At 31.6% G+C, this 11603-nt stretch carries 10 protein-coding genes; all 10 read left to right on the forward strand.

Going from position 1 to position 11603, the window contains the following annotated elements; translation table 11 throughout:
* Positions 1-17: 17 nt before the first annotated feature.
* The 10 genes from wecC (at position 18) to PVK63_RS09385 (ending at position 11584) form a co-directional block, all read left to right on the forward strand.
* A complete protein-coding gene (gene wecC, locus PVK63_RS09340) occupies positions 18-1289 on the forward strand; it encodes a UDP-N-acetyl-D-mannosamine dehydrogenase (RefSeq protein WP_274440229.1) in 1272 nt (423 codons plus the stop codon).
* A 2-nt stretch (positions 1290-1291) separates the two neighbouring features.
* On the forward strand, positions 1292-2650 hold the full coding sequence (locus PVK63_RS09345) for an oligosaccharide flippase family protein (protein ID WP_274440227.1): 1359 nt from the start codon (positions 1292-1294) through the stop codon (positions 2648-2650).
* Entirely contained in the window at positions 2647-3777 is a 1131-nt protein-coding gene (locus PVK63_RS09350; protein ID WP_274440226.1) for a hypothetical protein, read from the forward strand. The genes PVK63_RS09345 and PVK63_RS09350 overlap by 4 nt, the downstream gene beginning before the upstream one ends.
* 211 nt (positions 3778-3988) lie before the next feature.
* Positions 3989-5191, forward strand: a complete 1203-nt coding sequence (locus tag PVK63_RS09355; RefSeq protein ID WP_274440225.1) for a hypothetical protein — start codon at positions 3989-3991, stop codon at positions 5189-5191.
* Positions 5166-6104 carry a hypothetical protein gene (locus tag PVK63_RS09360; RefSeq protein ID WP_274440224.1) on the forward strand — a complete coding sequence of 313 codons (939 nt, stop codon included), beginning with the start codon at positions 5166-5168 and terminating at the stop codon, positions 6102-6104. Before PVK63_RS09355 ends, PVK63_RS09360 begins: the two co-directional genes overlap by 26 nt.
* Positions 6094-7020 carry a hypothetical protein gene (locus tag PVK63_RS09365; RefSeq protein ID WP_274440223.1) on the forward strand — a complete coding sequence of 309 codons (927 nt, stop codon included), beginning with the start codon at positions 6094-6096 and terminating at the stop codon, positions 7018-7020. The genes PVK63_RS09360 and PVK63_RS09365 overlap by 11 nt, the downstream gene beginning before the upstream one ends.
* On the forward strand, positions 7017-8270 hold the full coding sequence (locus PVK63_RS09370; protein ID WP_274440221.1) for a hypothetical protein: 1254 nt from the start codon (positions 7017-7019) through the stop codon (positions 8268-8270). The genes PVK63_RS09365 and PVK63_RS09370 overlap by 4 nt, the downstream gene beginning before the upstream one ends.
* On the forward strand, positions 8260-9234 hold the full coding sequence (locus PVK63_RS09375) for a hypothetical protein (RefSeq protein WP_274440220.1): 975 nt from the start codon (positions 8260-8262) through the stop codon (positions 9232-9234). Before PVK63_RS09370 ends, PVK63_RS09375 begins: the two co-directional genes overlap by 11 nt.
* A 2-nt stretch (positions 9235-9236) precedes the next feature.
* Positions 9237-10112 (forward strand): AAC(3) family N-acetyltransferase, encoded by an 876-nt coding sequence (locus PVK63_RS09380; protein ID WP_274440219.1) that lies wholly within the window; start codon positions 9237-9239, stop codon positions 10110-10112.
* A 35-nt stretch (positions 10113-10147) separates the two neighbouring features.
* Complete coding sequence (locus PVK63_RS09385) at positions 10148-11584, forward strand: mannose-1-phosphate guanylyltransferase/mannose-6-phosphate isomerase (protein WP_274440218.1); 1437 nt, start codon at positions 10148-10150, stop codon at positions 11582-11584.
* Positions 11585-11603 lie beyond the last annotated feature (19 nt).

The following is an 11603-nucleotide window of genomic DNA, read 5'->3' on the forward strand; positions in this document are numbered from 1 at the left end:
TTATTAGGTATAAATAAATGTCATTTGAAACTATTTCAGTAATAGGCTTAGGTTATATCGGTCTGCCAACGGCAGCAATGTTTGCATCTCGCAAGAAAAAAGTGGTTGGTGTCGATGTAAATCAACATGCTGTAGATACCATTAATAAAGGTGAAATACACATTGTTGAACCAGAATTAGATATCCTTGTTCATGCAGCCGTAACAGAAGGTTATTTAAAGGCGGTTACGACACCTGAAACAGCAGATGCATTTTTAATTGCGGTACCAACACCATTTAAAGAATGTGCGGAAGGTGAAATTCCTGAACCAGACCTCTGCTATATTGAGGCTGCAAGTAAAGCGATTGCACCAGTACTTAAAAAAGGTGACTTAGTAATCCTAGAATCGACATCGCCAGTTGGTGCTACCGAGCAAATGGCAGAATGGCTAGCGCAGGAACGCACAGATTTAACCTTTCCTCAAAATGTAGGTGAAGAGGCTGATGTAAATGTTGCACACTGCCCTGAGCGTGTATTACCTGGCCATGTCGTTCGTGAACTTGTTGAAAATGATCGCGTTATTGGTGGCTTAACAAATAAATGTTCCGAGCGTAGTGTTGAACTTTATAAAACATTCGTTAAAGGTGATTGTGTTATTACAAATGCTAGAACAGCTGAAATGGCAAAGTTGACAGAGAATAGCTGTCGTGACGTTCAAATTGCATTTGCTAACGAGCTTTCAATTATTTGTGACAAGCTAGATATTAATGTCTGGGAATTGATCTCATTAGCGAATCGCCATCCGCGTATTAATATATTACAACCAGGGCCTGGAGTTGGCGGCCACTGTATTGCTGTTGATCCATGGTTTATTGTTTCTAAGACACCAGAAGAGGCACAGTTAATTCATACTGCACGTAGAGTAAATGATGCTAAGCCTGATTGGGTAATTAATAAAGTTAAATTAGCTATTGCTGATTTTTTACAATTTAATCCAAATAAAACAGCAAAAGAGGTAAAAATTGCTTGCTATGGCTTAGCATTTAAACCTGATATAGATGATTTACGAGAGAGTCCCGCGATGTTGATTACTCAACAAATTGTTGATATGCATGCAGGTAAAGTTATTGTTGTAGAACCAAATATCCATGAATTACCAAAATCACTAACTAATGTTGAACTTTGTGATTTTGACTTTGCAAGTGAAGAAGTAGATATTCATGTATTATTAGTAGACCATAAAGAGTTTAAAGCCAAGACAATTAATTCTGATTATTTGGTTGATACAAAGGGTATTATGAAAAATTAATTATGTTATGGATCTTAATTGAAAAGTTTGGTTCACAATTAATAACATTGTTAGCTAATATTTACATGGCTAAAATCATTCAACCGTCTGAGTTCGGTTTGATTGCAATGACTATGGTTTTTGTAGCAATAGGCCAAGCCGTAAGTGAATCTGGCTATACACAATACTTAATATATAAAAAGAAATCACTAAATAATGTGATGGAAAGTAGTATTTTTTGGCTAACTCTTTTCATATCTTTTCTATTTAGTGGTTTCGTTTTATGTATTTCCACATGGTTTTATGAAGCTGAAGTAATAAAAATATTACCATATATGCTATCAAATATTATAATTTCTTCTATAGCGATTGTACCTAAAACAAAGTTAATTATAGAAAGAAAAAATAGGCATATAGCATTTAATTTACTTATATCATCTTTGTTAGGGGCTTGCTTTGCAATATTGTTTACTCATCTAGAATATGAGGTATGGGCAATTATTGCACTAATCACAATAAAAAACTTAACATCGACATTCATATTCTTTTTCCAATCCTCTTGGAGGCCTAAGTTATATTTTGACATTCAATTTATTGCTAGAAGTTGGAGTTTTTGTTCGAGTTTAATTTTAGGATCGGTTCTTGCCTCATTTGTTAATAATATATCAAATATGATGTTAGGTAAGGTATATGATAAATCAATATTAGGAGCATATTATCAGAGTAATATGTACCTTTCCACTGCTAACGTTACGATTTTTACATATATCCAACGATATATTTATGTGAAAATGGTGGGTAAGAAAAGTAATGAAATCAATATTATAATAGAAAAAGAGGTGAGGGTGTATTCTACATATGTACTACCTCTTTTTTTTGCATTTAGCTTAGTTTCAAATGAATTTGTTTCGGTAGTGCTAAATGACAACTGGAGCTACGTATCTTTTATTATTAAATACATGGCAATTGGATATTCATTCTTACCACTTATCAGTATTAATATGCTTGGATTAACTGCCTTAGGGAAAACAAAAAAATACCTTAGAATAGATATTATTAAGCATATTATATCTATTTTGATTTTATTTGGGGCGTGTCTATTTGACTCAAATGTTTATATTCAGTGCTTAGCCCTTTCTTTTATGATTTCTTGGTTGATTGTTATTCATATGGGTAAGAGTGATGGTCTATATGATTACAGTCAAATAAAAACAATCATACCTTTTTATTTTATCGCATATCTGTGCTATCTAATAGTCGATAGCTTTATTACTATAGAAATTGCGGTGGCCTCCGCATTTTTAAAAATAATTGCATATTTAATAATTTATTACATGTTTGTTTACACACTGAATGTAGCTATATGGAGAAAGAATAAGTGAAAGTTAATGTAATCGAACCATTCTGTATAGGGAAAGAACATCTAATAAATAATATAACTTTTCTAAAGTCATTGCTTGATGACAAGAGCGTTATCGGAATAAATTTTTATGCAGATAAAAAACATGGGATTGAAGTATTAACGTTGCTGAGAATGACTCCTGAACAAGAAAAAAAAGTCAACTTTATTCCTATTAAGGTAGTGAGAGATAATTTTTTTAAAAGAGTTTTTAATGAAGTGATAACTATTTCTCGAATTTTTATTACGAGTAATAAAAGTTCTGTTTTTTTATTTCTTTCCGTAAATGAAACAAGTCAAGTTGTCATTAAATTGTTAAATATTATTTGTGGAAAAAAAATTGTACTTATTCCACATGCAATATTAACAACATTAAATCGAAACTCCTGTTCGGGGCGATATTCATGGTTGAAAAAAATGCTATGTTTCGAATTATGGTTAAAAATACTTAATTCAAAGAAAATAAAGTATCTAATATTAGGTAAGCATATTGAAGTGAGAATGAATGAGTTAAATAAGTTACATGGTGTGAATTACTCAGTTATACCGCTGCCTTATTTATACGATGAGAAACATAGGAATATTAGACACTGTAGTGAAGAATTGATTGTTTCTTTCATAGGAATAGGCAGTAAAGACAAAAATATTGAAAAGTTTTATCAGTTAGTCAATAAGTATAAAGGCACCATTAAGTTCAAGCATTTGGGGGTACTGGCTGAAGACGTTAAGTACTTGCCTGAAAAGTATGGTTTTAATATATCAAATGATAAAATGATAGCATTCGATTTGTTGCAAAGTGAGATTGTGAAATCTGATTATATATATATGAATTTAGAGAAGGAATCTTATGCTCTTCGAGCTAGTGCTACGTTTTTTGACTGCATAAATTTAGGTAAACCGATGATTATTGAAAAAGATAGCTTTTATTATGAAAATGAAATAATAACGGTAATCAATAATGTCGGGATAAGTTATGATGCCCAAGTGGATTTATATGAATCCCTTAAACGTGTTTCATCTGAAGAATATGAAGGCTTTCAAGAGAATATATATGAGATAAAAAGGCAAATATCAAATTTTGACTATGGTGAAGCTGTTTTAAATGATTAGCCTACCGAAGAAACACTACTTTGATTCAGCCTTTCAAATTTCAAGTATAGTGGCAATAAGTTTATTATTTTTATTATCTGTTGAATCTTTTAGGTATATCGCAATACTTTTTGTATATTTAATATTAATACCTTACTGTCTATACAAGAAACACACTTTAATGTTATTGGTGATTTTTCTGTTCTCCTCTGGTTATATTCCATGGAGTAACTTGTTAAATATTCCTGGCGTTGGTGGTTATTTGTATTTCATTAGTTACTTTTTCATAGTTTGTGTATATTTAGTCAGGTATAAACACTTCACATATCTTAACAGTAAGAAATATTTGATTGTTTTTTCTTCAATCGTTGGTGTTTTTTTAGTAAGTTCCATTGTGATTAATCTTTCTAGACCAGGTGTTTTTGATGGTGTTCATGAAAAGTTCATCATGAAAGATACATTTTTTCTTTTATTTATGACGCTCCTTGCTATATGGAGTTTGATGATTAAAAAGATAGATGTATTTAAATCGCTGTTAATTTGTAACCTCGTTTGGGTTGTAACTAACTTGCTATTGTTGATATCAGAAATATCTCTATTTGAACATAGAGCTTCGCCTGGATATTATATTACTCCAATAGCGTTAGATGAAATGCAGTTCCTTTATTTTCCAATGTCACTGATGTTGTGTTTTTTTTCACGTGTAAAGTCATTAAAAATTTACTCCTATCTATTAACAATTGCACACATATATATTATTACTAAAATTGGTATCTCCTCTCAAGTTATCTTAGTTTTGATATTTTTAATCCCGATGTGTTTCTATGTGAAGTTCAAAGCCGTAAGAATGATTTTTTTAACTTTATTTGTTGGAGGTGCTTTATTTGGAAGTTCGGATTTAGAATCAGAAAATTTAAAGCTCGATGTGGTTGATAATGACATTTTAGTGAAGAAATTTAATGCTGTTGTCGAATTATCTTCGTTGGACTATGATTACTTACCATGGTCACCTAAAGTTAGGGTTATAGAGTTGATCAATGTACTGGATAAAAACATATATGAAGTATTAATTGGAAATGTACTTGGTGGTTATATTCAAGAAACAAAAGCTATTTTTAACTTTAACCAAAGCTCTTTTCCAGATGACGACTTTAGTGTCGATCAGAGATCTATAAAAAGATATTATAGTTTGCATAATGTATCGAATGTTATTTTAAAATTTGGTGTTATTTTTTATATTTTTTTGTATTATCTTTTAATGAAAAAAGTAGCATTAGAAAAAGGTGAATATTTCGCTACATTCCTTATTGTTTTAACACTAACTGCTTTAAATTTTGGGTGGACAGTAAGAATTTCTGCATTATTTATATTAATACTACCAATGTTACTTTTAAAGGAAAAGAAAGATCATGTTAGTTTGGATGAGATCATCTAGAAACAATAAAGCTGTTAGGCATGCTTTTAACAACCTATTAATCAGGAAGTTTGAAAATAGTACCCTAGCGAACTGCTCTTCAGTGAAGGATATTATTGACCATACGTCTTTTCTAAGAGTAGGAAAAGAAATAGTAGTTGATAATCCTATTTCTGCAATTATATTTTCTATATTTAATTTTAAGGTCACCTTGTGGTTACAAGGTTCCGGTGCGCATGAAAGCTATCAAAGAAGACATTCCATATTAAGGTTTTTCTTATTACAATTAATCGATGCTGTTGGCTTGACGTTGTCTCATGATATCATTTTTGTTTCAGACCATATGGAGGATGTATATATTAAGCAATATCCATGGTTAAAAGATAAAACTGAAGTTTTATACTGCTCATCAGACTTAAAATATATAAAAAGAGATAAAATAGAAAATAGTTTTTGCTACGTTGGTGGTTTATCCACTTGGCAAATGATAGATGATACCTTACTGTTTTTTAATAATTTGAAAAAGTATAATAATGCTTGTAAAATTTATATTATTACTCGAAATGTTGATGAAGTCTTAGCTAAAATATCAGAAAGAGAATATTTTCTTTTAAAAAATGCAGTCATTAAATCCATTGAAGATCGGCTTGAAATGCAAAACTTTCTTTCTGCGATGCAATTCGGTGTGCTGCTAAGAGAAGATAATATGATAAATAATGTAGCATCTCCAATAAAACTGGCTGAATATTTATCTTGTGATGTCAATGTTATAACCACAACTGCTTTAACATCTTTTCACGAAAATATTAATCAGTATAAATGTGGGTATATAATGAATGAAGAACGCTCGATTCTTAGTTGTAATTTTTCTTATATTAAATATAGAGAAGGTAACTCATTAGCAATGTACAATGAGGTATTTGATGGCTTGTAAGAAGGTTATTCTGGTTGGAAAGATTCCGCCTCCTTTTGGAGGTGTCGCAGTCAGTATTAAGAACTACTTTGATGCTTTGAGCTCGAGAAATGAAGTAGATGTAATACTTTATTCGCCACTTGAGTTTTTTAAAATAATTTTTTCAGATGCGGAATTTGTACATTTTAACCTTTCAAGATCTTATAAGAGGTTTTTATATTCATTAGTGTGCTTTATTTTTAAGAAAAAAGTAATTCATACTGTTCATGGTCAACATTTTAATGTAAAAAACTTATTTAATTTTTTTTCCGGTAAACTATCTCATCGAATATTAGTTTTAAATAAAGAAGTATATAGAAAGCTTCGGCCTGTCTTTAATAATAAAGTTTTTATTGTATCACCAATATTAAAGATAGAGAATTTATCTTCTGCTAAGCATAAAGGATTTAAAAAAGTTAATTTTTATCCTAAATGTATTCTGCTTTATTCAAATAAAAGGACGGAAATTGATGGTAAAGACGTATATGGAGTTGACTTTATTCTTTCTATGTTAAGTGAGATAAAGGAGTTGGATTATAAGCTTGTAATTTTAGATTTGGGGAAAGATTATTCTTTTTTAAAAGAGGATAGTCAAATAATATACTATGATTCGCCGATGAATTTTTTAGATTTAGTTGCAAGCGTAGATATATATATTAGACCTACATCTACCGATGGCCAGTCTATAGCTGTACTTGAAAGTTTAAGTGTAGGAACTCCTGTATTAGCTTCAGATTCTGTACTTAGACCTGAAGCTTGTTATTTATATCAGCATGAGAGTAAAAGTGAATTTCTTAAAAAGCTATCTGGTATAAAAATAAACGATAATGAAAATACGTATAAGTTAACCTCTGTTGACGATTATCTTGAAATAATAGGATTTAAGGAAGTATTATGACATCTTTATACTTAAAACTGCCGTATGTCATCCAGTTTATAATTGTTAATGTTATAGGTTTTTTTAATGATAGAATGAAATGGAACAAACGAGTTGTTGAATTGATTCCTTTCTACGAAAAACAAGATTTTTTTCCAATAGACAAGGTTACTAGAAAAAAAATAATTAATGATAATGGAATGACAAGGAATAAATCATTGTGTGTAGAAAACTTTGATAGCATCTTTAATGATAAGTACTTTACAAAGGATTTATTTACCAGCGGTACGTCAGGGCAAGCTCTAAGGTATCCTGTTTCGCAAGAATATTTAGATAACTTATGGGCTGTCTATTGGAAATTTAGGAAAATACATAACGTCGATCATAATGACTGGTTTGTATATTTTGTGGGGAAATCAATTATATCCGTAGATAAGAATAACCCACCGTATTGGATTAGTAGCTATTTTTCAAAGCAACTATTAATGAGTCAATATCATATATCAAGTGAAACTGTATTTGATTATTTAAATAAAATAAAAGAAAGTAAAGTAAAGTGTATTCATGCCTATCCTTCAACGCTTTATTTATTCTCGCAACTGATCGTTGAAAATAATCTTATAGAACTTGCAAGCGCATGTAAAATTAAATTCATATCTGTTAGTTCTGAAAAACTGTCCTCTCATCAAAAAGAATTAATGGAGTTTGTATTCTCATGTCGAGTTGTGCAGCTTTATGGTACGACTGAAGGTATTATCAATGCTTTTGAATGCGAACATGGTTCACTTCATATTGATGAGGCTTTCTCTGATGTTTATTTTACACATGTTGAAGATAATAAATATAAACTTTCCGGAAGTAGTTATCATAACTTAGCTTTTCCTCTTGTTAATTATGAGATTAATGATGAAGTACTGTTTTTTGATAATTACGAATGTAGTTGTAATAGAAAGGGCCGCGTAATAAAAGAAGTTCTTGGCCGAGAAGATGATTATATCATTCTTGATAACGGTGTTAAGATAGGGCGACTTGATCATATATGGAAAGATACTTTTAACATATTAGAGGGGCAAGTCGTTCAATATGAAGACTTGTCTTTGGAATTTAAAGTCATAAAAAAATTAGGATATAGTAAAAAAGATGAAGAAAAACTTAATTCCAATATCATAGATAAGTTAGGCTCTAGGGTTATATTTAAAATTGAGTATGTAGATATAATACCTAGGACAGCATCAGGAAAACTAAAGGCTGTAATGTCTTATGTTAAATAAAAATATCATAACACACTATGTTGGTAATGATTGCTGTATTGGTGTGAAGAAAAATATAATATATATCAACAATGGTCCTGGAAGTGCTTTTACTGAATACTACAAAATAAAAGTTAACTTTTTTGTTGCTTTTTTGTTGAATTTTGAATTTCTAACTCGCTTATTTCGGTTAGGTTGTAGCAAGGTTATTTCTATTGAAGATGGCTTTTTTATAGTGTTTAATAAGTCTTGCTATGTTGTAAAAAATAGGAAGTTGTGGTTTAAAAGTTCATTTATAGGTTCTAGGCCGTTAGTTTGGGCATATGATGGTTATAATATTTATTATGGTGAATATACCTCAAATCCTGAAAGGAAACCTGTATCAATATATAGGTTATCTTTAGATGAATACAAATGGGATAAGATTAATACTATTCCTTGGATTAGGCATATACATGGTATTCATTTTGACAAGTATCAAAATTGTTTTTGGATAACAACTGGTGACTCTAATTCCGAGTCTTTTGTTTTTAGATCAAAAAATTTAATAGATTTGGAGGTTGTTTTATCTGGTGATCAACAAGCAAGAGTGGTTGAGTTGGTTTTTGATGAGAGTTTTATTTATTTTGGTTCTGATACACCTAATGAATCTAATTTCATTTATTCGTTAGATAGGAAAACAGGGAAGTTGAGTAAGTTATTCGAAGTAGGTAGTTCAGTGTTTCATGGCTATAAAACAGCAAATGATATTTATTTTAGCACAGTGATTGAACCTAGCGAACATAATAAGGCTAAAAGCTCCCAGATATGGAGTGTTAAACAACGAAAAGTTGTTTATTCTAGTAAGAAAGACATGCTTTCAATGAGGTTTTTTCAGTATGGGCAGTTTTTTTTTCCAGTGAGCAATGGTAACTCCAATTATTTGATTTTTACACCTTTGGCCTTAGAGTGTCAATATAAGACAAATATCATCATAGAGGGTTAAATATGAGAGTTATGATACGTAATTTCATTTCATCTTTTATAAATTCCAATACTAAGAAGAAATTAAAGAAGCTTGAGTTTAACGCGAAAAAAAAAATAAATATTTACTTGCCTAAAATTGGCGAGAAAGAGTTAATGAAAATAATTTGTGAAGATTTTAATATAAAACGAGGAGATCATGTTTTTATACATGCTTCTTTGTCCTTAGTAAACACTGACGTGACTTCACAAAAATTATTAGATTTATTATTAGGTGTTGTTGGTGAATCTGGTAGTGTTAGTGTGCCTTGTTTTCCTGCTATGAGTTCTGATAAATATCTCTTGAGGAAATCCCCCCATAATTACCTAACTTCTAAGTCTGGAATGGGGGAGTTTTCTGAATGTGTTAGAAAACATCCAGATGCAATAAGAAGTTTACATCCTACGAAATCTATCGCTTCTATTGGGCTTAAATCATCTTACTTGATGTATGATGACGAAAATTATCTATATCCTTTTTCGGAATTTAGTCCATTCAAAAAATTATTAAAAAAGAATGTTAAAGTACTAGGGATAGGTGTCCCTATGAGTTATTTGTCATTTGTTCATGCAGCAGAGGACTTTATGCGTAATGAGTATCCTGTAAATATATATAATGAAGATAACTATGTTAAGTCCTGTGTTAACTATCAAGGTGAAACTTTTAATTTGACAACAAAAGCTCATAATCTTTCAATTGTTGGAAAAGCTAACCCTTATAAATTTGTAAAAAAGTATTTAGATCGTAAATATTGGATGTGTAGAAAGTTGTACTTAACACCATTTTTTTATGTTGATGGTGCTGAATTGACAAATGTTATTCTTACAGAAGCTAAAAAAGGGAATACTATTTATGACTAACCCAAAATTATCAAAATAAATAACAGGAACGTAGTATGTTAATTCCAATTATTATGGCTGGAGGTACAGGCAGTCGCCTTTGGCCGTTATCCCGAGAGCTTTATCCGAAGCAATTTTTAAAAGTTGTAGGTGACGAATCTATGCTACAACAAACCTTTGCTCGTTTGCATGGGCTTGACTACCAGTCACCACTGGTTATTTGTAATGAAGAGCATCGTTTTATTGCGGCAGAGCAAACTCGCTTGGGTGGTTTTGAACATTCAGGAATTATTTTGGAACCGGTTGGTCGGAATACAGCACCAGCCATCGCGCTCGCGGCTCTTCAAGCTCTAAAGCAAGTAGCGAATTCAGAGGTTGAACCTATATTATTAGTACTTGCCGCAGATCATTTGATTGAGAATCAAGTGGCATTTCAGCTTTCAGTGAATCAAGCCTTGGTTCATGCAGAGTCAGGCCAGTTAGTCACGTTTGGTATTGTACCGACGTCCGCTGAGACGGGATATGGTTATATTAAACGTGGTTCTTCACAGAATGATACAGCGTTTAAAGTTGATAGTTTTGTAGAAAAACCGGATTTAGCCACCGCTCAGAGGTATTTTGATTCGGGTGAATATTACTGGAATAGTGGTATGTTTATGTTTAAAGCTTCGCAATACTTAAATGAACTAAAAAAACATAACCCTGAAATGCTTAAAGCTTGTGAAAGATCTATGAGTAAAATCCAAGTTGATTTAGATTTTATACGTGTAGATAAAAAGAACTTTGAAGCTTGTCCGTCGGACTCTATTGATTATGCAGTGCTGGAACCTGTTTGCTCAGTTAATGGGTCAGGTAATCTTGTTGTTGTTCCAATTGATGCTGGTTGGAGTGATATTGGTTCTTGGTCGGCATTATGGGATGTATCTGCAAAAGATTGCAATAAGAACGCTCATAAAGGTGATGTGATCTCGGTTAAATCGACGAATAACTACGTGTATTCTGAAAATAAGTTAATTGCTACCGTAGGGGTAGATAATTTAGTGATAGTTGAAACCAAAGATGCCATTTTAGTCGCTGATAAATCACAGGTGCAAGACGTTAAAGCTATTGTTCAGAAACTAAAAGACACTGAGCGATCAGAATATAAGATCCATCGTCAAGTTTATCGTCCTTGGGGCAAATATGATTCGATTGATTTCGGGGATCGTGATCAAGTCAAGAGAATTACGGTTAACCCAGGTCAAAAGCTTTCTATTCAAAAGCACTATCATCGCAGCGAGCATTGGATTGTTGTTGCTGGTACTGCAAGTGTAACTAATGGTGATGAAGTAATTTTAGTGACTGAAGATCAATCAACATACATACCTTTAGGTACAATTCATGCTCTCGAGAACCCTGGAAAGATCCCACTCGAAATGATTGAAGTGCAAACGGGTTCGTACCTGGGAGAAGATGATATAGTTCGCTTTGAAGATAGGTATGGTCGTATTTAATAGTTCGAATTATATTCGC

The sequence above is a fragment of the Aliivibrio sp. S2TY2 genome (assembly GCF_028765525.1).
Classification (GTDB): Bacteria; Pseudomonadota; Gammaproteobacteria; order Enterobacterales; family Vibrionaceae; genus Aliivibrio; species Aliivibrio finisterrensis_A.

What these genes read in the sequence shown, in the direction of transcription:
- wecC (WP_274440229.1), top strand. Translation starts at nt 18, where the DNA reads ATGTCATTTGAAACTATTTCAGTAATAGGCTTAGGTTATATCGGTCTG.
- PVK63_RS09345 (WP_274440227.1), top strand. Translation starts at nt 1,292, where the DNA reads ATGTTATGGATCTTAATTGAAAAGTTTGGTTCACAATTAATAACATTG.
- PVK63_RS09360 (WP_274440224.1), top strand. Translation starts at nt 5,166, where the DNA reads ATGTTAGTTTGGATGAGATCATCTAGAAACAATAAAGCTGTTAGGCAT.
- PVK63_RS09365 (WP_274440223.1), top strand. Translation starts at nt 6,094, where the DNA reads ATGGCTTGTAAGAAGGTTATTCTGGTTGGAAAGATTCCGCCTCCTTTT.
- PVK63_RS09370 (WP_274440221.1), top strand. Translation starts at nt 7,017, where the DNA reads ATGACATCTTTATACTTAAAACTGCCGTATGTCATCCAGTTTATAATT.
- PVK63_RS09375 (WP_274440220.1), top strand. Translation starts at nt 8,260, where the DNA reads ATGTTAAATAAAAATATCATAACACACTATGTTGGTAATGATTGCTGT.
- PVK63_RS09380 (WP_274440219.1), top strand. Translation starts at nt 9,237, where the DNA reads ATGAGAGTTATGATACGTAATTTCATTTCATCTTTTATAAATTCCAAT.
- PVK63_RS09385 (WP_274440218.1), top strand. Translation starts at nt 10,148, where the DNA reads ATGTTAATTCCAATTATTATGGCTGGAGGTACAGGCAGTCGCCTTTGG.